21 protein-coding genes are annotated in these 23,786 nt (G+C 66.3%); 3 read left to right on the top strand and 18 right to left on the bottom strand.

The window, feature by feature from the left end; all coding sequences use genetic code 11:
* Nucleotides 1-82: 82 nt before the first annotated feature.
* The 9 genes from G372_RS0111965 to rnhB all read right to left on the bottom strand — a co-directional run bounded on the left by G372_RS0111965 (nucleotide 83) and on the right by rnhB (nucleotide 10,945).
* On the bottom strand, nucleotides 83-1,759 hold the full coding sequence (locus G372_RS0111965; RefSeq protein WP_018864483.1) for a PP2C family protein-serine/threonine phosphatase: 1,677 nt from the start codon (nucleotides 1,757-1,759) through the stop codon (nucleotides 83-85).
* A complete protein-coding gene (locus G372_RS0111960) occupies nucleotides 1,756-2,628 on the bottom strand; it encodes a GGDEF domain-containing protein (RefSeq protein WP_019624378.1) in 873 nt (290 codons plus the stop codon). Before G372_RS0111960 ends, G372_RS0111965 begins: the two co-directional genes overlap by 4 nt.
* Nucleotides 2,625-3,017 (bottom strand): DUF1987 domain-containing protein, encoded by a 393-nt coding sequence (locus G372_RS0111955; RefSeq protein WP_019624379.1) that lies wholly within the window; start codon nucleotides 3,015-3,017, stop codon nucleotides 2,625-2,627. Before G372_RS0111955 ends, G372_RS0111960 begins: the two co-directional genes overlap by 4 nt.
* Complete coding sequence (locus G372_RS0111950) at nucleotides 3,017-3,610, bottom strand: SiaB family protein kinase (protein WP_018864486.1); 594 nt, start codon at nucleotides 3,608-3,610, stop codon at nucleotides 3,017-3,019. The genes G372_RS0111955 and G372_RS0111950 overlap by 1 nt, the downstream gene beginning before the upstream one ends.
* A complete protein-coding gene (locus tag G372_RS0111945) occupies nucleotides 3,603-4,307 on the bottom strand; it encodes a substrate-binding periplasmic protein (RefSeq protein WP_018864487.1) in 705 nt (234 codons plus the stop codon). Before G372_RS0111945 ends, G372_RS0111950 begins: the two co-directional genes overlap by 8 nt.
* Nucleotides 4,308-4,476: 169 nt before the next feature.
* Complete coding sequence (tilS, locus tag G372_RS0111940; protein ID WP_196800078.1) at nucleotides 4,477-5,709, bottom strand: tRNA lysidine(34) synthetase TilS; 1,233 nt, start codon at nucleotides 5,707-5,709, stop codon at nucleotides 4,477-4,479.
* Between the two features lie 34 nt (nucleotides 5,710-5,743).
* Nucleotides 5,744-6,709, bottom strand: a complete 966-nt coding sequence (locus G372_RS0111935; protein WP_018864489.1) for an acetyl-CoA carboxylase carboxyltransferase subunit alpha — start codon at nucleotides 6,707-6,709, stop codon at nucleotides 5,744-5,746.
* Nucleotides 6,710-6,863: 154 nt separating this feature from the next.
* On the bottom strand, nucleotides 6,864-10,343 hold the full coding sequence (dnaE, locus tag G372_RS0111930; RefSeq protein WP_018864490.1) for a DNA polymerase III subunit alpha: 3,480 nt from the start codon (nucleotides 10,341-10,343) through the stop codon (nucleotides 6,864-6,866).
* A complete protein-coding gene (gene rnhB, locus G372_RS0111925; RefSeq protein ID WP_018864491.1) occupies nucleotides 10,340-10,945 on the bottom strand; it encodes a ribonuclease HII in 606 nt (201 codons plus the stop codon). The genes dnaE and rnhB overlap by 4 nt, the downstream gene beginning before the upstream one ends.
* A 148-nt stretch (nucleotides 10,946-11,093) precedes the next feature.
* Here rnhB and G372_RS0111920 point away from each other — a divergent pair, with 148 nt between their 5' ends.
* The 3 genes from G372_RS0111920 to lpxB are packed head-to-tail and all read left to right on the top strand — an operon-like array spanning nucleotide 11,094 to nucleotide 14,377.
* Complete coding sequence (locus tag G372_RS0111920; RefSeq protein WP_018864492.1) at nucleotides 11,094-12,107, top strand: Gfo/Idh/MocA family protein; 1,014 nt, start codon at nucleotides 11,094-11,096, stop codon at nucleotides 12,105-12,107.
* A complete protein-coding gene (locus tag G372_RS0111915; RefSeq protein ID WP_018864493.1) occupies nucleotides 12,104-13,201 on the top strand; it encodes a DegT/DnrJ/EryC1/StrS family aminotransferase in 1,098 nt (365 codons plus the stop codon). Before G372_RS0111920 ends, G372_RS0111915 begins: the two co-directional genes overlap by 4 nt.
* A 21-nt stretch (nucleotides 13,202-13,222) precedes the next feature.
* Entirely contained in the window at nucleotides 13,223-14,377 is a 1,155-nt protein-coding gene (gene lpxB / locus G372_RS0111910; RefSeq protein ID WP_019624381.1) for a lipid-A-disaccharide synthase, read from the top strand.
* Between the two features lie 11 nt (nucleotides 14,378-14,388).
* On the opposite strand, the gene lpxA is transcribed toward lpxB, so the two are convergent.
* The 9 genes from lpxA to uppS are packed head-to-tail and all read right to left on the bottom strand — an operon-like array spanning nucleotide 14,389 to nucleotide 23,783.
* Complete coding sequence (lpxA, locus tag G372_RS0111905; protein ID WP_019624382.1) at nucleotides 14,389-15,171, bottom strand: acyl-ACP--UDP-N-acetylglucosamine O-acyltransferase; 783 nt, start codon at nucleotides 15,169-15,171, stop codon at nucleotides 14,389-14,391.
* Nucleotides 15,168-15,626, bottom strand: coding sequence for a 3-hydroxyacyl-ACP dehydratase FabZ (fabZ, locus tag G372_RS0111900; protein ID WP_018864496.1), 459 nt, complete (start codon nucleotides 15,624-15,626; stop codon nucleotides 15,168-15,170). The genes lpxA and fabZ overlap by 4 nt, the downstream gene beginning before the upstream one ends.
* A 54-nt stretch (nucleotides 15,627-15,680) precedes the next feature.
* Nucleotides 15,681-16,712, bottom strand: coding sequence for a UDP-3-O-(3-hydroxymyristoyl)glucosamine N-acyltransferase (gene lpxD / locus G372_RS0111895; RefSeq protein WP_019624383.1), 1,032 nt, complete (start codon nucleotides 16,710-16,712; stop codon nucleotides 15,681-15,683).
* Nucleotides 16,687-17,226: an OmpH/Skp family outer membrane protein gene (locus tag G372_RS0111890; protein WP_018864498.1), complete on the bottom strand. Its 540-nt coding sequence runs from the start codon at nucleotides 17,224-17,226 to the stop codon at nucleotides 16,687-16,689. The genes lpxD and G372_RS0111890 overlap by 26 nt, the downstream gene beginning before the upstream one ends.
* 17 nt (nucleotides 17,227-17,243) lie before the next feature.
* Nucleotides 17,244-19,586 (bottom strand): outer membrane protein assembly factor BamA, encoded by a 2,343-nt coding sequence (gene bamA, locus G372_RS0111885; RefSeq protein ID WP_038070587.1) that lies wholly within the window; start codon nucleotides 19,584-19,586, stop codon nucleotides 17,244-17,246.
* Nucleotides 19,587-19,618: 32 nt separating this feature from the next.
* Nucleotides 19,619-20,980 carry an RIP metalloprotease RseP gene (gene rseP / locus G372_RS0111880; protein ID WP_018864500.1) on the bottom strand — a complete coding sequence of 454 codons (1,362 nt, stop codon included), beginning with the start codon at nucleotides 20,978-20,980 and terminating at the stop codon, nucleotides 19,619-19,621.
* Nucleotides 20,977-22,182, bottom strand: coding sequence for a 1-deoxy-D-xylulose-5-phosphate reductoisomerase (gene ispC / locus G372_RS0111875; RefSeq protein WP_019624385.1), 1,206 nt, complete (start codon nucleotides 22,180-22,182; stop codon nucleotides 20,977-20,979). The genes rseP and ispC overlap by 4 nt, the downstream gene beginning before the upstream one ends.
* A gap of 22 nt (nucleotides 22,183-22,204) precedes the next feature.
* Complete coding sequence (locus tag G372_RS0111870; RefSeq protein ID WP_026340399.1) at nucleotides 22,205-23,038, bottom strand: phosphatidate cytidylyltransferase; 834 nt, start codon at nucleotides 23,036-23,038, stop codon at nucleotides 22,205-22,207.
* Complete coding sequence (uppS, locus tag G372_RS0111865; RefSeq protein WP_019624387.1) at nucleotides 23,031-23,783, bottom strand: polyprenyl diphosphate synthase; 753 nt, start codon at nucleotides 23,781-23,783, stop codon at nucleotides 23,031-23,033. Before uppS ends, G372_RS0111870 begins: the two co-directional genes overlap by 8 nt.
* Between the last annotated feature and the right edge of the window lie 3 nt (nucleotides 23,784-23,786).

Raw genomic sequence — 23,786 nt, 5'->3', positions numbered from 1 at the left:
CTAGGGAAACACTGACCCCGCCACAAAAGGGCTAACGGGCGGCTGAAATCGCCCGAAATGCTACCAGAGACCCCCTGCAGGCTCAATCGGCCGCGGCATTGCGAACCGCAGTTTCCGCATTGGGATCAAGCGGACGAAAGGCGACCAGGGTCATGTCATCACGACGCGGTTCGCCACCGCGGTAGTCCTCCAGCACCCGGACCACGGAGTCGATCTTGGTGGTCAGGTCGCGCGCGGATTTATCCGCCAGCACATGGCGCAGGCGCCGGCGCCCGAACAGCCGCGGCGGCTCGCCCCCGACATGGTCGTGGGCCCCGTCGGTAATCAGGAAGAACTCCATACCGGGCTCCACCGACACTACGTGATCCACCGGCTGTGCGGGCGCGAGGCTGCGATAGCCCAGCCCCCCGCGCACACCGCGAATCTCTTCCACCTGCCCCGCACGATCGATGATCAGCGGCAGCCCCACCCCGGCGAAGGTCAGCGTGCGGGCATCCGGGTCGTAGACACATACCGCCGCCTCCAGTCCATCGTCGGAATCCGAGTCCTGGCCATCCTGACGCAGCCGCGAGCGTACCAGGCGATCCATCTCGCGCAGGATTGCGGCCGGTTCCAGGAGCCGGTGCTCGTGCAGGATACGGTCCAGCGCGGACGCCAGCACCAGGGTAATAAAGGCCCCGGGGACTCCATGTCCCGTACAGTCCGCCACCACCAGCACACTGCGACCGTCGATGGCCTCCAGCCAGAAATAGTCGCCGCCCACCAGATGCAGCGGCTCCCAGTAGACCTGCACCTCGTCCAGATCGCCGTCCAGGGCGTGCTTGTCCGGGAGCATGGCCGTCTGAATGCGCCGCGCATAACGGATGCTCTCCACCACCAGACGGTTGCTGCGTTCGAGTTCGCGATTGGCCTCGTCGACCCGCGCCAGGGCCCGCTCCGTCTCCTGCTTCTCGGCTTCCAGCTCGCGGGTCCGTTCGACCACGCGACGCTCCAGGTCCTCGTTCAGCGCCTTCAGCTCGCTGCGCGCCCCATCCCGGGCATCCAGACCCTGCTGGAAGGCGTTCAGGAGCCGATCCAGGGAACGGTCCAGCGCCCCCAGCTCATCGTTGGCGTGATGCCCCATGTCCGGGCGCGGCCAGTGGGCTGGCCGGTCAGGATCCGTGCCCGCCACGGCCCGGGAGATGCGCAGCATCGGCCGCAGCATCAGGCCGTAGAACAACAACACGACGACCAGCGAGACAATCACCGCCTGCACCACGCTGGTGACCACGCTGTTCCGGAGACGCTCGACGAGGGCGGCGCCCAGCACATCGGGGGCCAGCTCCACGCGCAGCGTTCCCACGGCACCATTGGCCTCGCGCAGATCCGGGTGGATCAGCTCGCGTTCGTGCCGGCGATCATCCCCGAACAGGCGCTCGCCCAGCCAGGAGGCACCGCCACCCTCGCGCTCCACCTCGGCCAGGGTACGGCCGAAATCGTCGAGGATCTCGGCACGGTGGATCTCGTCAAAGGCCTGCAGGCCAGCCACCAGCGACTCCGCCTGATCGGCATTCAGCTGATAGGCCGCCTCGGCCGCCGGTGGGGCCACCAGCCGCTGCAGCCGGTCGATCTGTTCCAGGGTGTCGGCGTGAAAGGCCCGCGAATCGGCTGCGATCACGTAGGCACTTGCCAGCAGGCTCAGTGCCAGCGCAGCCAGCAGGGTCGCGAGCGCCAGCTTCGCGACCAGACTGCGGCTGCGTACCGGGCCGGCCTCCGTCATGCAGGCTCGCCGTGAAACTGGACCTCGACTCGGTTACGACCTTCCTTCTTCGCGCGGTAGAGCAGATCATCCGCCGCGGCGACCAGCGCACCGGCATCCGGCCAGCGCTCGGTCGTGACCACCAGACCAATCGAGACCTCGAGGTGCAGCGGCTGGTCTTTCCAGCGCGGGATCGTCGCCTCGACACTGGTACGGATGCGCTCCGCCAGACTCATGGCTTCATCGAGATCCAGGTCCGCGGCAACCACCAAAAATTCCTCCCCGCCCATGCGCCCGGCGTACTGATCGGCACCCAGCTCCTCACGCAGGATGTCGGCGAAGCTCTGCAGGGCGTAATCCCCGGCCGCGTGACCATGGGTATCGTTCAGGGCCTTGAAGTCATCGAGATCCAGCATCATCACCGCGAGGGAGCGCGACCGCTCGCCCACCGTTGCGGCCAGCCCCTCGACACAGTCCATCACCCGGCGCCGCGAGAACAGCCCGGTCAGCGCATCCTCGAGCGCCAGGCGCTCGAGCTCCGCGGTCAGGCGTTCGCGCTCGCGCACCTCGTCGGACAGTGCGCAGTTGAGCTGTTCCAGGTGCGTGGCCTGCTCGCGCAATTGACGGTTCGCGGCCTGCAGGTCCAGCTGCATGCGGTCGCTCATGCGCATCATGCGCCGCTGCACGCGATAACTCTCGGAATAGGCCTTGGCCAGCATGCGCACGCCCTCGGCCACATCATCCAGCGCCTCCAGCATCTGCTCGGAGCGCTGCATGATCTGCTTCTCCTGCTCGAACAGCGAGAAATCGGCGAGACCTTCCGTCTCGTCGCCTTCCTGGCTCGCGGGTGGTTCCGGCGTGCGGTGGTCTGGATCGCGGGAGGCGTTCATGACGTCGGACACATGCGGTAGTCGGCGTGGGCAAAGTCTTCGGAAAAGTCCTCGCCGAACTCTTCCATCGTCTCGTCGTCCTCGTGGTAGCACCAGTTGATGCGCACGCCCATGCCGGCCTCGGCGGCCTCTTCGAGGATCTGAAAGAGGTTCATCAGGGCCTTCGCGGTCGAGCTGTTGAAGTAGATCATCTCGACGCTGAACTCCAGCGAGTCGCTAGCGCGCGCCTCGACGGCCTGTCGCAGCCCCTGGGTCAGGGGACCATAGAAGCTCGCGGCGTCTTCCGGGTAGGACTCGCCGGCAATGCGGTACTGCCCCGCCGCGAAATCGAACAGGACCTCCGGCGTGCGGTCCGTTGCCTCGTGTCGAATGGGTTCCATGGCTGCCATCAGATGTAGGCCTTCAGTACAAAATAGGAATACTCGTCGGAGAGGTGCTCGAAATCGAACTGGATCGGCTCGCTGGCACGGCGCGCGATCTCGATCAGCCCGATGCTGCCCCCCTTGCTGCCCTCGTCCGGCGGCTCGCGCAGCTTTTCCTTGTAGAAGCGCCGCAGGGCCTCCGAGTCCATGCCCTGCAGCTCGCTGAGCCGCCCACCCAGAGTATCGGCGTCCTCGCGGGCGATGATATTGCCGCAGATCACGAAAAACCGGCCTTTCTCGGACCCGACCGTGATCATGCCGGAGCTGAGTTCCACCGGCGGTTCCGCATCGTGCTCGATGCGTTCGGCGGAGTAGCGGATGATGTTCTGCACCTGTTCGACGAACACCGAAAACACCCGGTTCACGGTCTTGTTGTCGGTCGACTCCAGCCGGATCTTCTGGCGCAGGGCGTCACCCAGCGCCTTCAGGATGCCTTCGGAGATATATCCGGTGAACGAGAAGATGATGCCGCGCCGGGTCATGTTGCGCTGAAAGCCCAGTACCTCCTCGGCAATCAGCCCGTTCCCGCCGGTTTCGCGCTGTGTGGCCAACTCAGTCATCCGCGTCTCCGTTTTGGTCGAGTACGTCGCTGACGATCGCCGCGTAGCGGCCATCCTCGCGCATGGCGTCCAGTGTGGCCTGGAGCCGGTCAAGCCGGTCGCGATCGGTATCCGGGTGGCAGGCCAGCGACATCACCGTGTCGTTGAAGGCAAACAACGAGCGCAGCTCGCCGATACCCTCCAGACGGGCATACCAGGGCGCGAGGTGCTCGCCACTGACCCAGACATCGATGCGGTCGGCCGCGAGCTTGCGCGCGTTCAGCCGGTCGTTGGGGGCGGTATCCACCTCGATCCCGTGCGACTCGACATATAACGCGACGGCATCATCGCGGTAACCGCCCACCCGGTAGTCATGCAGATCATCCAGCGACTGCACCTGGACATCCGAACTTCCCAGGGCAAACGCATGCCACTGATTGTCGACCAGGGGCCCTACCCACTCGAACAGGTCTTCGCGTTCCGGGGTGCGCGTCGTGGAAAACACGCAGGTATCGGGATTCGACCGCGCCTCGGCGTAGGCGCGGCTCCAGGGCAGCAGCCGGATCTCCGCTTCGATCCCGGTTTCCTCGAGCAGCTGATGCATCACGCGCACGGAGATCCCGTCGAGCTCGCCATCCGGCGTCTCGAAATTGAATGGCGGATAACTTTCGGTGGTCAGGTTGAGGGTACCGGCCTGCGCCGATGCCGCGGCCAGCACCGCGACCGCCAGACCCTGGACACAGCCTACGACCCGCCGACTGATAAATCTCACACTCGGGGCCCCTGAAAAGCGTGACAAAGTTCAAGCATTGGCCTTTACGATCGCCCCGTCAACTGCAAGGTGAACACAGGTTCCGGGGAGCGCCGGGTTCACAGACGCGCACCGGTCAGAGGCCCAGGCCTCCATCGGGCCAGAGAATGGCCACGACGTATCCATCCCGCCGCCGTCTGACCAGGGGCAGGTGTTCACGCACCCATGGTGGCACGCCCCGCTCCTGCAGCAGCTTTTTCAAGGGCCGTCGGCCCGCTGGCGTCACCACCGTTTCGCCCCCCTGGCGAAAACCGACCTCCAGCTCCTCTTCCGGCCCTACATCCAGCGCCTCCAGCGACTTGCGTTCCAGCACGCGCCCGTTCGGGAGCGTCAGATGCGCCTGTCCTGATGGCCAGTGGATCACGTCGACTGGCGCGGGGCGTGTCACATCCGGGGATTCGGCGTAAATCATTCCCCGGTAGACACCCATCCAGCCATCCGCCCAGCGCAGCTCCGGACTGCGGTCCGGCCCATGGGTTTCCAGTTGCCGGCCGAATTCCTCCAGGCGTGCATGCCCCGGTGGTCTCAGCCCCTGTGCGCGCAACCACGCCCGCATCCGCGCCCGGCGCCCTGCCGCATCCAGACCCGCCAGCGCAGCAACGGGCAACGGGGAATCATCGGGAAGCTGCTCCTCCAGGCCCGCCAGCCGGTCGACAGCCTCCTGCTGCCAGCGGGCACAGCGCGCGAGGGAGGCATGGACAGGGAACCGTTCCGCCAGACGCGGGAGGATCTCGCGGCGCAGGAAGTTACGATCGAAACGGGCGTCTTTATTGCTCGGGTCGTCGTACCAGTCGAGACCTGCCACCCGCGCGTAGTCCGCGATGGCCTCGCCCGGGACCTCCAGCAGCGGCCGCCCGAGCCAGGTATCCCCTTCACGACGCATGGTCCGCATGCCCTGCAGGCCGTCCGGACCGCTCCCGCGCAACGCGGCCAGCAGGAAGGTCTCGGCCTGGTCGTCGGCATGCTGGGCGGTCAGGATCAGGTCCCGCTCTGCCAGGCCCTCGCGCAGCGCCGCATAGCGCGCACGGCGGGCAGCGGCTTCCGGTCCCTCGGCGGCGTCATCGACAACGGTCACCTCGCGTACGGTTAGCGGGACATCCAGCGTTGCGGCAACGCGCACACAGAACGCCGCCTGCGCATCGGCATCCGGTCGCAGACCGTGATTCACATGCCAGGCCTCAAGCCCTGGAGGGCGCAATTGCGCGAGCGCGTGCAGCAATACGGAGGAGTCGCGGCCACCGCTGAAGGCGACGCGCAAGGCACCAGAGCCGGAGTGATCCTGCAGGAAGGCCCGAACGGCGGCCGTCACCGGGTGGGCGCGACCCGGCACCCGGCCCGGTGTCTCAGGAGGCGGCTTCCTGGAAGGCACCGTAGTCCATCAGGCGGCGGTAACGCCGATCCAGCCGCTTGGCCGGGTCCAGCGCCTCGAGGCCATCGAGGGTTTCCAGCAGCGCCGAGCGCAGGTGCGCCGACATCGTCTCCGGATCGCGATGGGCGCCGCCCAGCGGCTCGGGAATGATCCGATCGACCAGACCCAGATCGTGCAGCCGCTGCGAGGTGATACCCAGCGCCTCCGCCGCCTCGGACGCGCGGTCCGCGCTCTTCCAGAGGATAGAGGCACAGCCCTCCGGCGAGATGACCGAGTAGGTCGAGTACTGCAGCATCAGCGTGGCATCCCCGACCCCGATCGCCAGTGCGCCGCCGGAGCCGCCCTCGCCGATCACGGTCGCGATGATCGGGGTATCCAGCCGCGCCATCACCATCAGATTGCGGGCGATCGCCTCGCTCTGGCCGCGCTCTTCGGCGCCCACGCCCGGATAGGCGCCCGGGGTGTCGATGAACGTCAGGACCGGCAGCCGGAAGCGCTCGGCGGTCTCCATCAGACGCAGGGCCTTGCGGTAGCCTTCCGGCCGCGGCATACCGAAATTGCGATAGACCTTCTCGCGGGTCTGGCGCCCCTTCTGGTGCCCGATGATCATCACCGGGCGCCCGTCGAGACGGGCCACGCCACCGACGATCGCCGGATCATCCGCATAGGTCCGGTCGCCGTGCAGCTCCTCGAACTCGTCGAACAGCTGCGGGATGTAGTCCAGGGTATAGGGCCGCTTGGGATGACGGGACATCTGCGCCACCTGCCAGGGGGTGAGCTTGGCGAAGATGCTCTCGGTCAGTGACCGGCATTTCTCCTCCAGGCGCTGGATCTCTTCCTGGATGTTGACCTCGGCGTCGTCACCCACATAGCGCAGATCCCGAATCTTGGCTTCCAGTTCGGCAATGGGCTGTTCGAAGTCGAGAAAATCCGGATTCATGCAGGGTCTCGCGTCGGCAATAGAGTAAGCGCGGAATTGTAACCAATTGCCCCGCACTTCGCTGCCGGTTCGAGACCGACCGAGACACGGACCGACGAGACCTGTGGCCTGATGCAGCGGTCTCGGGCACCCGGTTTCGCCCGATCGGGGGCCTTCAGCGGCCGTACAGGACCTGGGCCTCGCAACCAGGGCCCAGGGTCTGCTGCAGGTTGCGCAACAGCCGCTCGTCCGGACGAATGGCCCAGCCCTCGGGCAGACTCAGCTCGGCCTCCAGGCCATCCCGGCGGTAGCACAGGTGGACTCGGCACTGGCCATTGCGATGCTCTTCCATCAGGCCGCGCAGGTTCTGCACCTGCTCGGCGCGCACCCCCTCCAGGCACAGGTGCAGCGCCCGCGCCCACTGCGCCCGCGCCTCGTCCAGCGTGTACACCGCCCGGGCCCGCATGCGGATGCCGCCGGCATAGTCATCCAGCGCCACCGTCCCTTCCGCCACCAGGAGGGTGTCCGGCTCCAGCCGATCGCGGTAGGTATTGAAGTCGTCGTTGAACAGCACGATCTCCGCACGACCACTGCGGTCGTCCAGGGTCGCGATACCCATGCGGCCATTCTGCGTGTTGCGTACCCGCACGCCCACGACCAGACCCGCGATACGCACGGTCTCCTGGCGCCCACGCCGCCCCTGCTGGCCGCTGTCATCGGGCCGCTGCTCCAGCTTCGCCTCCAGATCCGCGAACGTACTGCCCGTCAGCCGCTTGAGCTCGGCGCGATAACGTTCGACCGGGTGCCCGGTCAGGTACAAACCCAGCGTCTCCTTCTCCCCGCGCAGGCGGTCGTCATCCTCCATCTCCGGGAGGGTCTCGCTCTCGGGGACCACGGCCGCCGCCGGATCGCCAAACAGATCCACCACGCCCAGGCTTGCGTTGCGCTCGGTCTGTTCCGCCGCGGCCACCGCGGTGGGGATGTCGTTCAGCAGCGTCGCACGGTTCGCGCCGATCGCATCCAGCGCACCCGCACGTACCAGCGTCTCCAGCACGCGCTTGTTCAGCTTGGACAGGTCCACGCGTTGGCACAGGTCGATCAGCCCGTGGAAGGGCCCGTCCGCCGCACGCGCCTTCAGCAGCGTGTCGATCGCGGACTCGCCCACGCCCTTGATCGCGCCAAGGCCATAGACCACCGTCCCGGCATCGCGACAGGTAAAGCGGTAGTCCGACTGGTTGACGTCCGGCGGCAGGACCTCCAGCTCCATATTCCGGCATTCCTCGATCAGGCCCACGACCTTGTCGGTGTTGTCCATATCCGCGGACAGCACCGCCGCCATGAACGGCGCCGGGTAATGCGCCTTCAGCCAGGCCGTCTGATAGGCGACCAGGGCGTAGGCGGCCGAGTGCGACTTGTTGAAGCCGTACCCGGCGAACTTCTCCATCAGGTCGAAGATGTAGGTCGCGGTACCCTCCTCGACCCCGCGCCCCAGCGCACCCTCCATGAAGATCTGGCGCTGCTTGGCCATCTCCTCGGGCTTTTTCTTGCCCATCGCGCGGCGCAGCAGGTCGGCGCCGCCCAGGGTGTAATTGGCCAGCACCTGGGCGATCTGCATCACCTGCTCCTGGTACAGGATGACCCCGTAGGTCGGCTGCAGGATCGGCTCCAGGTCCGGATGCGGGTATTCCACCTGCGCGCGGCCGTGCTTGCGGTCGATGAAGTCGTCCACCATCCCCGACTGCAGCGGGCCCGGCCGGTACAGGGCCACCAGCGCGATGATGTCCTCGAAGCTGTCCGGCTGCAGGCGCCGGATCAGGTCCTTCATCCCGCCCGATTCCAGCTGGAACACCGCGGTGGTCTGGTAGGCCTTCAGCAGCTTGAAGGTGTCGGGGTCATCCAGCGGGACCGCATCCAGGTCGATACGGGCCTGCGGGTCCATCTTGCGCACGTTCTCGACCGCCCAGTCGATAATCGTCAGCGTGCGCAGCCCGAGGAAGTCGAACTTCACCAGACCCACGGCCTCGACGTCGTCCTTGTCGAAATGGGTCACCAGCGAGCCGCCGTCGTCTTCGCAGTACAGCGGCGAGAAGTCGGTCAGCGCCGAGGGAGCGATCACCACGCCGCCGGCGTGCTTGCCCGCATTGCGGGTAAGCCCCTCGAGCTTGAGCGCAAGATCGATGATCCCGCGCACCTCCTCGTCCTGATCGTACTGCGCCTTCAGGTCCTCGCTCTCGGCCAGGGCCTTGTCCAGGGTCATGCCCAGCTCGAACGGGATCAGCTTGGCGATACGGTCGACAAATCCATAGCCGTAGCCCAGTACACGGCCACAGTCGCGCACGACCGCCTTCGCGGCCATGGTGCCGTGGGTGATGATCTGCGAGACCTTGTCGCGGCCGTAGCGCTCGGCCACGTAGTCGATCACGTCGTCGCGCTTCTCCATGCAGAAATCGACATCGAAGTCGGGCATGGAGACGCGCTCGGGATTAAGGAAACGCTCGAAGAGAAGCTCGTAACGCAATGGATCCAGGTCAGTAATCCCCAGCACATAGGCGACCAGTGAACCCGCGCCCGAGCCACGCCCCGGGCCCACCGGGATGCCATTGTCCTTGGCCCACTGGATAAAGTCGGCCACGATCAGGAAGTAGCCGGGGAACCCCATCTGGCAGATCACGTCCAGCTCGCGCTTCAGGCGAGCGTCGTAATCGGAGCGCTCGGCAAACTGGAAACGCTCCAGCCGGGCCTCGAGCCCCTTCGCGGAGGTCTCCCGCAGGTGATCCTCGACCGTGTATCCCTCCGGCACCGGGAAATCCGGCAGCACCGACTCCCCGAGGGTCAGACTCACGCTGCAGCGACGCGCGATCGCCACCGAGTTCGCCAGGGCCTCGGGGATGTCCGAGAAGCGTTCCGCCATCTCCTCCGGGCTGGCGAGGTACTGGTGCTCGGAGTAGCGCCGCGGGCGCGAGGGGTCATCCAGCGTGGTCCCGTCATGGATGCAGACGCGCGCCTCGTGGGCCTCGAAGTCCTCGGCCTTGAGAAAGCGCACGTCGTTGGTTGCCACCACAGGCAGGTCAAACTGCTCCGCCGCCGTCAGGGCCTGCTCGATCCAGGCCTCCTCGCCCGGGCGCTCGGTGCGCGTCAGCTCCAGGTAGAAGCGCCCGGGAAAGCGCCGCTGCCAGGGCTCGAGGTCATCAGGGGTCAATGCGCGCGCGACCCCGGAGCCGCTCACGAACAGGCCATCGATGCCGCCGGACAGCGCGATCAGCCCCTCGGCCGCGCTGTCCAGCCATTCGGCGTCGATCCTTGGGATGCCCCTTTCCTGGCCTTCCTGCCAGGCGCGCGAGATCAGTCGAGTGAGGTTGCGGTAGCCGGGATCGTTCTGCGCGAGCAGGGTCATGCGTGCCACGCTCCCGTCCGCGCGGGCGTCCCGCACCAGCAGATCGGCCCCGATGATCGGCTGCACGCCCTGGGCGATAGCCGCCCGATAGAACTTCACCAGTCCGAACAGGTTGCAGTGATCGGTCACCGCGACGGCGGGCATGCCCTTCTCCGCGACCGCCGCGACCAGCGGTTTCAGGCGCACCAGCCCGTCGATCAGCGAGTACTCGGAGTGCACCCGCAGGTGCACAAAGCCGGGGTCGTGCAATCCACTGCTCATGCCTCTTCCCCCGCAACAGCGGCCAGCGCCCGCGCCACCGGCCCAAAGCTGCGACGATGCTCTGCACATGGCCCAAGGCGCACCAGCGCGTCGCGATGGTAGGCGGTCGGGTAGCCTGCGTGGCGATCAAAGCCGTAGTCGGGATAGCGTTCGTGCAGGGCCGTCATCTCCGCGTCGCGCGCCACCTTGGCAATGACCGAGGCCGCGCTGATCGCCGCCACGGAGCCATCCCCGCCGACAATGGCCTCGGCGCTCCAGGGGCCCTCGGGCGTGAAGCGGCCGTCAACCAGCAGGTGATCGGGCGCCTGCGACAATGCGGCCACCGCGCGCTGCATCGCCAGCAGGGTCGCGCGATGGATGTTCAATGCGTCAATCTCGGCCGCCTCGGCCCGGCCCAGTGCCCAAGCCACGGCCCGTTCGCGAATCTCGAGATCCAGCGCCTGGCGGCGCCGCGCCGAAAGCTTCTTGGAATCGGTCAGCCCCGGGGCAGCGAAGCCCTCCGGCAGGATCACTGCGGCGGCCACCACCGGCCCCGCCAGCGGGCCACGTCCCACCTCGTCGACCCCCGCGACCCAAGCGTTTGCCACCCTGTTTGCGGACATCGAACCCCCGGCCGGGTTTAGGGAAACACCGAAACCCGTGTTTCCCTGGACAATAGCGGGAATGGATCGCGGACATGCGCCGTCCGGGCGATCCGTTACAATAGCGCCGGAAATCCTAGCACACGCCCTACGAACCTCGAGCCCGCCCATGTCCCAGAATCCCCTGCGCTGCGCCGCGATCGGCGTCGGTCACCTTGGCAAATGGCATGCCGCCAAGTACGCCGCCCTGCCCGAGACCGAGCTGGTCGCCGTGGCCGATGCCGACGCCGCCACTGCCGAGCGTGTCGCCGCCGAACATGGCTGCGCCGCGGTCACCGATCACCGCGAACTGCTCGGCCGCGTCGATGCGGTCTCCATCGCTGCGCCGACCACCCTGCACTACGACATCGCGCGGGACTTCCTCGACACCGGATGCCATGTGCTGGTCGAAAAGCCGATCACCGCGACGCTGGAGCAGGCCGAGGCCCTGAACCAGCTCGCCGAAGCCAAAGGGGTCGTACTGCAGGTCGGGCATCTGGAGCGCTTCAATGCGGCCCTGCGCCGTCTGACCGACGATCCACTGCATCCGCGCTTCATCGAATCGCACCGCCTGGCGCCCTACAAGCCCCGCGCCACGGACGTCTCCGTGGTGCTGGATCTGATGATTCACGACATCGACATCATCCTGTCCCTGACGGATTCGCCGCTGACCGAGGTCCGCGCCTCCGGCGCCCGCGTACTCACCCAGGACATCGATATCGCCAACGCGCGGCTGGAGTTCGCCAACGGCTGCGTGGCCAACGTGACCTCTTCGCGTGTCAGCAACAAGTCCGAGCGGCGCATGCGCATCTTCCAGTCGCACGCCTATGCCTCGGTGGACTTTCAGAACCGCATCCTGTCGCTCAACCACATCGGCGCGCCCGATCCGGAGACCGGTGCCCCGGAGATCCACCGGGACGAGAGCGTGTTCGACGAGGCCGATGCCCTGCTCGCCGAGATCCGCGCCTTCGTGGCCGCGGTGCGCGGCGAAGGGCCCGTCGTGGTCAGCGGTCGCGACGGCCAGCGGGCCCTGGCCACTGCCGAGCAGATCACCAGGCTCGTCTACCAGAACCTCAACGTAATGGGCCAGGCCGACGGCCCCCACAGCCACCTCGAAACCACCCCCACAGGAGTCAAACCGTGATCCCGATGGTCGACCTGCAGCGCCAGTACCAGAGCCTGCGCCCCGAAATCGATGCCGCGCTGCAGGAGGTCCTGGCCGGGGCCCGCTATATCCTGGGTCCCAATGTCCAGGCGCTGGAAGACGAACTGGCACGCTATCTCGGGGTGGACCATGCGATCACCTGCGCCTCGGGGACCGACGCGCTGCATCTGGCCCTGGCCGCCGCGGGCATTGGCCCGGGCGACGAGGTCATCACGACGCCGTTCACCTTCATTGCCACCGCCGAGGCCATTCGCTATGTCGGGGCCGACCCGGTGTTCGTGGACATTGATCCCGACACCTTCAACATCGACCCGGAACAGGTCGAGGCCGCGGTCACAGAACGGACCAGGGCGATTATCCCGGTGCATCTGTTTGGACAGCCGGCCGACCTGCCGCGGCTGCAGACCATCGCGGAACGCCACAAGCTGCTGATCATCGAGGATTGCGCCCAGTCCTTCGGCGCCGCCATCGATGGTGCGCAGACCGGGTCCGCCAATGCCTTTGGCTGTTTCTCGTTCTTCCCCTCGAAAAACCTCGGGGCCTTCGGCGACGGCGGCCTGGTCACCACCAGCTGCCCGACCTCGGCCGAAGCCCTGAAGCGGCTGCGCAACCATGGCTCCAGCGAGCGCTACTACCACGACGAGGTGGGCTACAACAGCCGTCTGGACGAGATGCAGGCGGCGATCCTGCGCGTGAAACTGCCGCACATCGACGAGTACAACGCCCAGCGCCGACGCGTCGCCGCCAGTTACCGCAAGGGGCTGGAGGGCCTGCCGGTCCAGACCCCGCACGAAGACGGGATCGGTACGCATGTCTACCACCAGTACACGCTGCTGACCGATCATCGCGACGCGATCATGCAGGCCCTGAAGGCGGCCGAGATCGCGCACGCAATCTACTACCCGGTCCCGCTGCACCAGCAAAAGGCCTTCGTGGATCTGCCAAACCTGCCGGCCAGTCTCCCGGTCACGGAATCGGTCGCGGCGCGCTGCCTCTCCCTGCCGGTCTTCCCCGAGCTCGAAGACGAACAGATCGAGACGATCTGCGCCACGATCCGGCGCGCCCTCGCCTAGTCGGGGGAAAGGCCCGGCCCCATGCAACGCCACGTGGTCATCTGCGCCGGAGAGAGCTCCGGCGATGCCCTGGGTGCCGGACTGGTTCGCGAACTGGCGGCCATCGAGCCCGGGCTGCACTACTCCGGCATGGGGGGCGCACAGATGCGCGCCGCAGGTGTCGAGACGCTCATCGACGTCGAGGAACTCGCGGTCGTCGGCCTCGTCGACGTACTGGTGAACTACCCGCGCCTGCGCCGCCTGTTCCGGCGCATGTGTGCCCACCTGGAGAAAAACCGCCCGGACCTGCTCGTCCTGGTGGACTACGTCGAGTTCAACCTGCGCCTGGCCGCCCACGCACGGCGCCTGGGTATCCCGGTCCTGTTCTATGTCAGCCCCCAGCTCTGGGCCTGGCGATCCGGGCGTATCCGCCGTATTCAGCAGTGCGTGGACGCGATGGCGGTGCTGTTCCCCTTTGAAACCGACATCTACGAGCGCGCCGGCATCCCGGTACGCTACGTCGGCAACCCGCTGGTGGACCGGGTGCACGCGCCCACGCTGCGGCTCGGTGAACGCCTGAACATAGCCGACGGTGAGCGTGTGATCGGGCTCCTGCCGGGGAGCCGCAGCGGCGAGCTCAAGCGCCACTGGCCCCTGCTCGTCGAAACCGCACGGCGCATGCACGGGGAAGAACCCTCGCTGCGCTTCGTGGTGGCTCTGGCACCGGGCGTAGACGCCCCACGCCTCGAGACACTCGCCCGGCATGAAGACCTGCCCCTCGCCTTTGTCTCCGGGGAGGACGGCACGCATGCACTCATGGCGGATGCCGATCTCCTGTTGATCGCATCGGGCACGGCCACGCTGGAGGCCGGCCTGCTCCAGGCACCGATGCTGGTGTTCTACCGCATGGGCAGCCTCAGCCACGCGGTCTTTTCGCGGCTGGTCCGGCTGGAGAACATCGCCCTGGTCAATATCGTGGCGGGCGAGCGGCTGGTCCCGGAGTACCTTCAGCGCGCGGCCAGCCCCGAGCGTCTCGCGACGGATGCGCTAGCCCTGCTTCGGCACCCGGAGCGTCTGGGCGCAATGCGCGAATCGCTGTCCAGGGTCCGTGAACGCCTGGGAGAAGGCGGGGCCGACCGCCGCATCGCCGAGATGGCACGGGAGCTCCTCAACCAGGGGCGTCTGGTCGAACACTGACAAAACGGGTGTCAGTGCGGCCGCCCTCCGCGCAGGATCCCGCGCTGGCTGTCGCGCACGAAGCCGATCAGGTTGCGCACCTCCGGGACGTCCGTCTCGTCGAACATCGTCTCCAGGTGCCGTTCACGCCCGGCACGACCACGCATGCCCAGGATGAACACGCGATGCAGCGCCTGAATCGCCTCGTTGGAGAAGCCATTGCGGCGCAACCCGATCTTGTTGATCCCGATCAGCCGTGCGTAGTTGCCGCTGGCCAGGCAGTAGGGCGGGAGGTCCCGGTTCAGCGCCGCCCCCATACTGGTGAAGGCAAAGGTGCCCACACGGCAGAACTGATGCACCAGGGTAAAGCCACCCAGCGTCACGTTGTCCTGGATCTCGACATGACCGGCCAGCGAGGTCGCGTTGGAGAAAATAATCTTGCTGCCGATGGTGCAGTCGTGCGCGATATGCACATAGGCCATGATCAGGTTGTCATGCCCGATCACGGTCTCGCCCAGGCCCTTCTCCGTGCCCCGGTGCAGCGTGACCGATTCGCGGATCACGTTGCGATCCCCGATCACCAGCCGCGTGGGCTCGCCCTTGTAGCTGGTATCCTGCGGCTCCTCCCCGATCGAGGAGAACTGAAAGATGCGGTTGTCGCGTCCAATCTCGGTCGGACCGCGGATCACCACATGCGGCCCGACTCGGGTACCGCCCCCGATCCGGACATTCGGGCCAATGACGCTGAATGGCCCCACCTCGACCGAGGAGTCGAGCTCCGCACTCGGGTGTACTTCGGCCCGCGGGTCGATCACGAGGGAATTTCCTGCCCCGAGCACATCAGCTGGGCGTTGGCACAGACGTCGTCGCCCACGCGGGCAACCGCATCGAAGCGCCAGATGCCGCGCACCGTGCGCTTGAGATCCACGCGCAGGTGCAGCTGGTCGCCGGGCACTACCTGACGCCGGAAACGTGCCTCGTCGATCCCCACAAACAGATAAAGCTGCTGCTTGTCCTGGTTCTCGTTGCGCGCCTCTTCGGTCTTGAACGCCAGCAGCCCCGTGGCCTGAGCCAGTGCCTCGAGGATCAGTACTCCCGGCATCACCGGCTTGACCGGAAAATGCCCCTGGAAATAGGGCTCGTTGATGCTGACGTTCTTGATACCGGCCAGGTACGAACCGGCTTCCCATTCCAGCACCCGGTCGACCATGAGAAACGGATATCGATGCGGCAGATAACGCATGATCTCCTGGACGTTGAAATCATCCACGCGGCATTCCTTTGTTGTTGGTTCTGATTAGCCGAGACTACAACGCCGGCAGGATCATGCACCCCGGGTTCGGGCGAGCCGACGCAGTCGCGCCAGCATCCGATTCCACAACCGGGCCTCCTGGTGAGGGACGCCGGATGCATATTCACCAGGCCGATCTATCGAGCGCGTGACGAGTGTCATCGCGTGCAGCGTGACCCGGTCCGCAATGGCCAGATGGCCGAGAATCCCCACCCCGCCGCCAATGGCACAATGCGCACCGATCCGAGCGCTGCCCGCAATGCCCACGCATCCGGCAATGGCGGTATGGTCGCCAATCTGAACGTTATGGGCAACATGAACCAGGTTGTCGATCTTGACCCCGTTGCCGATCCGCGTGGACTCCAGCGCCCCTCGGTCGATGGTGGAATTCGCTCCGATCTCCACATCGTCGCCCACACGCACATCGCCCAGCTGCTCGATCTTTTCCCAGGTCGCATCGGGCGTCGGCGCGAACCCGAAGCCATCCGCACCCAGCACGGCCCCACTGTGGATGATTGCGCGCCTGCCCACTTTCACGTCATCCAGCAGGCTGACTCGGGGATGCAGATAGCTCCCTTCCCCCAGCTCGACGCGCGCGCCCAGCACACTGTTTGCGCCAATCACCACGCCCGCACCGATCCGGCAACCGGCGCCAATCACCACACCGGGCCCCACCTCCGCATCGGCGGCAATACGGGCATCCGGATGCACACGCGCACTCGGATCGACACCGGGGGACACCTCGCGGCGCCCGGCACCAAACCAGCGTGACGCCTGCCCGTAGGCGCGATAGGGATCATCGACGGCAATCCACGCACGCACGGGCGTCCTCAAGGCCCCGGTGCCCGACCTGGGCACCAGGACGCAGCCGGCTGCGGTCGCTTCCAGCGCATCGCGGTAGCGTTGTGGATCCGCGACAAAGGCCACATCCGCCGGCCCGGCTTGGGCGAGTGTCGCCAGACCCCGCAGCGGGATATCGGCCGAACCGTCGAGCTCGCCGGCCAGATACTCGGCCAGCTCCCCGGCGGTGATCGCCCGCTCAGTCGTCGCGCTGCATTGCGGCAAGGATATCGTCCGTGATGTCGACCCGGTCACTGGCGTAGAGCACGTTGCGTTCGGTCAGGATGACGTCGATTTCGCGTTCGCGCGCCAGTTCCACGATGGCATCGTTGATTCGCCGCTGCAGCCGGGAAAGCTCTTCGTTGCGGCGCACGTTCAGATCCTCGCTGAAGCTCTCCTGTGCGCGACGGAACTCCCGCGAACGCTGGGAAAACTCGCGCTCCAGATCGGCCCGGTCGGAGGGGTCCATCATGTCCCCGTCGCGCTCCAGCTGATCGCGCATGCGCTGCAGCTCTTCGCGCTCGGCCACCAGTTCCGCGTCACGCGGCGAGAACTCCCGTTCCAGTTCGCGCATGGCCTGCTCGGCCTGCGGCGAATCCTCCAGGATACGGTTCATCGTCACGAACGCGACGTTCTGGGCCCCCGCCTGTGCCGGGAGCGCCAGCCAGCCAGCCAGCAACAGCACGGCGGACAGCGCGAGGGAGACGCCGCCCTTCATGGTCCCACTGCGCTGACTCATGCCCTTGCTCCTCACACTCAGAAGGATGCCCCCAGCAGGAACTGGAAGCGCTGAATATCGTCTTCCGGCTGGTCGTTCAGCGGCTCCGCCACGCTGAAGCTCAGCGGCCCCACCGGCGAGAACCAGGTAATGGCAAACCCTGCGGAGGCCCGCAGCTCACCGGCATCCCAGTCGCCGGGATCGTTGAATACATTACCCGCATCGACGAAGGTACTCATGCGCACCGCATCGTTGTCGGCCGCGAACGGCATCGGGTAGAACAGTTCCCCGGATATCGTGGTGCGGAAGCGCCCGCCATACGGGTCGTCGTTGGAATCACGTGTCGCGTTTCTCAGCTCGCCATCGAACTCGCGCAGCTCGCGCTGGTCGCCGAGGCGATTGTCCTCGTAGCCACGCACCGACCGGATTCCGCCGGCGAACAACCGTTCATAGAACGGCAGCTCGGACCCGCCGTAGCCATCCGCATAGGCGATCCCGCCCGAAAGACTGAACGAATAGCGATCCGACAGCCGGAAGATCTCCTCGCCCGAATAGGTCAGCTTGTAGAACTCTCGATCACTGCCGGGGATCGCGAGTTCCAGGCCAACGCGATGGCGACGTCCCTGGGTCGCGAACGTGGTGCTGTCCCGGGTGTCGTGGATGTAGCTGGTCTCGATCTTGTAGAAATTCGCGGAGCTGCCGAATTCGTCGACCTCGGCGAAGATCTCGTCCGGGCTCCCCCGCCGTCCATCACGGTCGACCGTGTCGATATCGATATGTTCGAAGCCGGGCACGATCCGGATGCGGTCGAACTCCGACAGCGGGATCCCGTAGCTGACATCAAACCCGTAGCGATTCGAGGAGTAACGGGAGATGTTCGCCTCCTCGGCGTCGATCTTCCGGTAGAACACGGAAAAGCCACGGCTCGCACCCGCCGGGGTGTAGTGCGGGTTGGTCACGCTCATGCGGAAGATCTGGTTCACCCGGCTGGTACTGACCTCCGCATTGAAGCGATTGCCGGTCCCCAGGAAGTTGTCCTGCTGCAGCCCCGCGGTCAGCAACAGTCCCTGGTTCTGCGAGAAGCCCGCCCCAAGCGTGAGAGCGCCCGACTGCTGCTCGGTGACCGTGATATTGAGGTCGACCTCGTCATCGGTTCCCGGCACCCGCTGCGTCTCCACGTTCACGCTCTGCACGAACGGCAGGCGCTGCAGCCGCACACGGGAGCGCTCGATCAGGGCCCCGTTGTACCAGGAGCTCTCCATCTGCCGCAGTTCGCGGCGATAGACGCGCTCCTCGGTGTTCTCGTTCCCGGTGATCTGAATGCGGCGTACATAGACGCGCGGGCCCGGGTCGATGAAGAACGTGATTTCGACCTCGCGACTGTCCTCGTCGACATCCGGTACCGGGTTCACGTTGGCAAAGGCGTAGCCGTCCTGCATCAGACGGTTCGTGATGCGCTCGGCGGACTCCGTCACCTGACTGCGCGAGAAGGGCTCGCCGACATCCACATCGACCAGTTCCTCGAGCTCCTCCTGCGACACCACGAAGTCGCCAGCCAGGTCGAAGCCGGTGACCGTGTAGCGCTCCCCCTCGTCCACGTTAATGGTGATGAACAGGTCCCGGCGGTCGGGCGTAAGCGTGACCTGGGTCGAATCGATGTCGAATTCGAGGAAACCCTCGTCCAGATAGTGCGAACGCAGCTGCTCGAGATCACCCGACAGCTTCTCGCGGGAATAATGATCCCGGCGGCTGAAGAAGGCCCACCAGCGGGGCACGCCCGACTCGAAGCCGCGGGTCAGGTCGCGATCGGTAAAGCTTTCGTTGCCGACCACGTTGACCTGCTGGATGCGGGCCACCGGGCCCTCGGCGATGTCGATCTCGATATCCACGCGATTGCGCGGCAGGTCGATGATCTCGACATCCACCTCGACGTTGTAGCGCCCGCGCGCGAAATACTGCTGACGCAGTTCGCTCTCGATCCGGTCCAGCATTGTCCGGTTGAATACGCGGCCGCTGCGCAGCCCGGCCGACTCCAGCGCCTCGCGCAGCCCTTCGTCCGGGATGTCGCGGTTCCCGGAAAAGTTGATCTGGTTGATCGCCGGGCGCTCGGACACAATCACCACCAGCACATCACCGCGCCGGGCGATCTCCACGTCATCGAAGAACCCCGTCTGGAACATCTCGCGGATGAGCTCCGGGCTCTGGCTTTCATCGAAGGTGTCGCCTACTTCGACTGGCAGATAGCTCAGTGCGGTGCCCGCGGTAATCCGCTCCAGCCCCTCGATCTCGATGTCCTCGATCTGGTAGGTCTGTCCCCAGGCCGTACCCGCCAGACCCATGAGGCCAACCAGGGCCACTGCTCTCAAGCTGTTTCGCGACATGCTTTCCGCCAATCAAAAGGGCTGTTTCGGGCTCACCCGAACAGACGTGTCAAATCGTTGTAGAGGGCCAGCAACATCAATGCGGCGATCGCGAGGATACCGAACTGCTGCCCGATGATCTGGGCGCGCTCGGACACCGGACTCCCTTTTACCGCCTCCACTGCGTAATACAGCAGGTGGCCACCATCCAGCAGCGGGATCGGCAGCAGGTTGATGATCCCCAGCGACACACTTACCAGCGCCAGGAATCCGAGAAAGGCCGAAATCCCGATCACTGCCGTGGTGCCCGCAAACTCGGCTATGGTAACCGGTCCGCTGATGTTTTTGACCGACGCCTCGCCGGTCACCATGCGCCACAGGATACCCACCGTCAGGATCGAGACATCCCAGGTACGGACCACTCCCGAACCCAGTGCCTCCACGGGACCCTGGCGCACCAGCACCGCCATCTCGCGCATCGCCGGCTGATCCGGATCGACCCCGGCGCCAATGCGTCCAATGGTCTCGTCATTGATGGCGACCGCCTCCGGGGTCACCCGCAACTCGACCGCCTGGCCATCGCGCTCCACACGAACGACTTGTTCACGCTCCGGGCTGGCCTGGATACGACGCACCCAGTCATTCCAGTCGTCGATCGCATCGCCGTCCACCGCGACAATCCGGTCACCGGCCTCGAACCCCGCTGCCGCTGCCGGGCTCCCGGACTCCACCTGGCCAATCCGCGGCTCCAATGCCGGGCGATAAGGCGCCAGCCCTACCTGCTCCAGGAACTGGCCCCGTCCCAGGATTGCCTGACGGTCGCTCAGATCCAGCGCACGCTCCACCTCGCGGCCGTCGCGGTCGCGCACGAGAACCGGCACCGTATCACCCCGAACGGCATGGTCAAGCAGGCGCAGATTGGTCTGCTCCCAATCCTGCACGGAGCGCCCATCGATCGCGACAATCTCCTCGCCGCGCTCCAGCCCGGCCACGGCCGCCGGGCTCTCCGGGGTAACCTCGCCAACCACCGCACGTACACCGCCCACGCCAATCATGAACATGGCAGCGTAGGCGACCATGGCAAACAGGAAGTTCGCCAGCGGCCCCGCGGACACAATGAAGGTGCGCGCCTTGAGCCCCTTGTTGTTGAAGGCCCGGTCGCGCTCCTCGGGCGCCACTTCACCCTCGCGCTCGTCGAGCATCTTCACATACCCCCCAAGGGGCAGCGCCGCCACGACAAACTCGGTGCGATCCCGCCCGAACCGGCGGCTGAGCAAGGGGCGTCCGAAGCCGACGGAGAAGCGCAGCACCTTGACCCCCATCGCGCGCGCCGCCAGGTAATGCCCGTACTCGTGTACGGTGACCAGCACGCCGATGGCCACAGCGAACGCCAGCAGGCTGGTCAACAGCGTCATGACACTGCCTGGCGCTGCAGACGCCCGATCTCGTGGCCGGCATGGGCGCGCGCCTCGGCATCAGCGGCCAGCACGCGCTCGAGGGAATCGGCTGCCTGCGTCGGCTGGCCCTCCAGCGTGCGCTCGATCACCACCGCGATGTCACTGAAGGCCAGCCGACCCGAGAGGAAGGCATCGACCGCCACCTCGTTTGCCGCATTCAGTACCGCTGTGGCCGTACCGCCCCGCTCCATGGCACGGTAGGCCAGCCCCAGTGCGGGGAACCGCTCGCTTTCCGGCTCGCGGAACTCCAGCGGGCCTACGCTCAGCAAATCCAGTGCCGAGACCCCGGAGCCCACCCGATCGGGCCAGGCCAGCGCATGCGCGATCGGTGTGCGCATGTCGGGGTTGCCCATCTGCGCAAGGACCGAACCATCGTTGTAGGCCACCATCGAATGCACGATGCTTTGCGGGTGCAGCACCACCTGTATCGCTGATGGCTCCACCGCAAACAGCCAGCACGCCTCGATCACCTCCAGGCCCTTGTTCATCATGGTGGCGGAGTCGACCGAGATCTTGCGTCCCATTTCCCAGTTCGGATGGGCGCAGGCCTCATCCGGCGTAATGCCGCCGAAGGTGTCGAGCGGACGGTCCCGGAACGGGCCGCCGGAGGCGGTCAGCCAGATCCGCTCGACGCCGTGCGGGGTCACCGCATCGGCACAGACGTAACCGGTGGGCAGGCACTGGAAAATGGCATTGTGTTCGCTGTCGATTGGCAGCAGACAGGCACCGGAACGGCGCACGGCCTCGATCAGCAACGCACCGGACATCACCAGCGCCTCCTTGTTGGCGAGGAGTACGCGCTTGCCTGCCTCGGCCGCGGCGAGGGTCGGCAGGAGTCCGGCCGCCCCGACTATGGCCGCCATTACCGCGTCCACCTCCGGCGCCGCCGCCACCTCGGCCAGGGCCTCCGGCCCTGCCCGCACCTCGGTCGTGCAACCGGCCTCTTCCAGCTCGCGCTGGAGCTGGGCCGCGGCCGACGCCTCCGCCACCACGGCGATCCGGGGCTGCACCTCCAGGCACTGTGCCTTCAGGCGCTCGACATTGTGATGCGCGGTCAGCGCATGGACCTGGAAGCGGTCGGGCTGGCGTGACACCACATCCAGCGTACTGACGCCGATGCTGCCAGTGGAACCGAGGATGGTGATCCGCATGGGGGTCATAACGTGCTACACCTGCGAGTTTTCATGCCGCGGGCCCAGGGACGGGCAACAAGGCCAGCCACAGTAGTCCGGCGAGAAAGATCGGGGCCGCCGCAATCAGGCTGTCGACCCGATCCAGAATACCCCCGTGGCCGGGTAGCAAGGAACCGCTGTCCTTGGCGCCCGCCTGGCGCTTGAGGATACTCTCGAACAGGTCTCCCACCACCGACACCAGCGCAATCAGCACCGACAGCAGAACGAATACCAACGCATCCATGGGCACCAGCCCCCAGATCCCGGCTACCACCACGGACAGGGCCAGTACGGCGACCAGCCCCCCGAGCAGGCCCTCGCGGGTCTTCCCCGGGCTGATATCGGGTGCCAGGGGACTGCGCCCGAAGGCCTTCCCGGCGAAGTAGGCCCCGGTATCAGCGAAGCCCACCAGGACGATGAGGTAGACCACCAGCCAGGGCGCCAGCGCGTGCAGCCAGACCAGGGACATCCCGGACGGTACCAGCGCCAGCACCGCGGCGACCGTCAACAGTTTGGGCCGCGGACCGCGCCCGCCGTCCCCCGGGCGGTAAAACGGCAGGGCCAACACAATCAGCAGCCACCACAAGACCGCAAACATGAGGACCAGAAGATGCAGCGGCTGCGCCAGCGTCATCCCCAGTGCTGCCAGCGGCACCACAACCAGCAGCGCCAGTACCGCGCGTTCCCAGGCCGCATGCAGACCAGTCAGCTCGCCCCATTCCCAGGCGGCCAGGCCCGTCACTGCAGCAATCAGGGCCAGCACCGCCCAGTTCGGGCCGAATGCGATCAGCGCCAGTGCGGGCAGGCCGACGGCCGCGGCTGTCGCCACTCGGGTCTTAAGCACCGGAGGCCTCGCTTGGGGCACGGTGCCCAGCGGGCACACGGCCAAAACGTCGCTGCCGTCGGCCATACCAGGCCAGACTGCGGTCGAAGTCGCTCTCGCCCACATCCGGCCAGTAGGTTTCGATAAACAGGACTTCGGCGTAGGCCGCCTGCCACAGCAGGAAGTTGCTGATGCGCTGTTCCCCGCCAGTACGAATCAACAGGTCCACATCGGCCAGCCCGGCGGTGCTCAACTCGGACGCAAAGGCGACCTCGGGATCGCCATCGGCCTCCGGCCCGCCTTTCGCCATCCATCGCTCGGCGGCCTGAAGGATGTCCCAGCGACCCCCATACCCCAGGGCCACCACCAGACACATGCCATCGTTGCCGGCCGTGGCCTCCTCGGCCTCCGTCATCCGACCCTGCAAGGTTGGGGGGAAAGTCGCGCGATCACCGATGAAACGCAGCTGAATGCCACGTTCCACCAGCTCGGGAAGCTCCGCCTCGATCGCCGAAACGAAGAGTTCGAAGAGTGCCTCGACTTCGGTCCGAGGGCGTCCCCAGTTCTCGCTGCTGAATGCGAACAGCGTCAGCGTGCGAATCCCGTGCTCGGCATAGAAGCGCACGGCCCTGCGCGTGGCCTCCAGGCCTTCGCGATGCCCTGCGGAACGATCCAGCCCACGCGCCTGGGCCCAGCGCCCGTTGCCATCCATGATGATCGCAACGTGACCGGGGAGCACGGGGTCGGTGGTGGGGGTAACCGGCATGGG

The organism is Thioalkalivibrio thiocyanoxidans ARh2 (assembly GCF_000385215.1).
Taxonomy (GTDB): Bacteria; Pseudomonadota; Gammaproteobacteria; order Ectothiorhodospirales; family Ectothiorhodospiraceae; genus Thioalkalivibrio; species Thioalkalivibrio thiocyanoxidans.
Note: the sequence above shows the minus strand (reverse complement) of the source record. Positions and strands in the feature narration are given on the sequence as shown.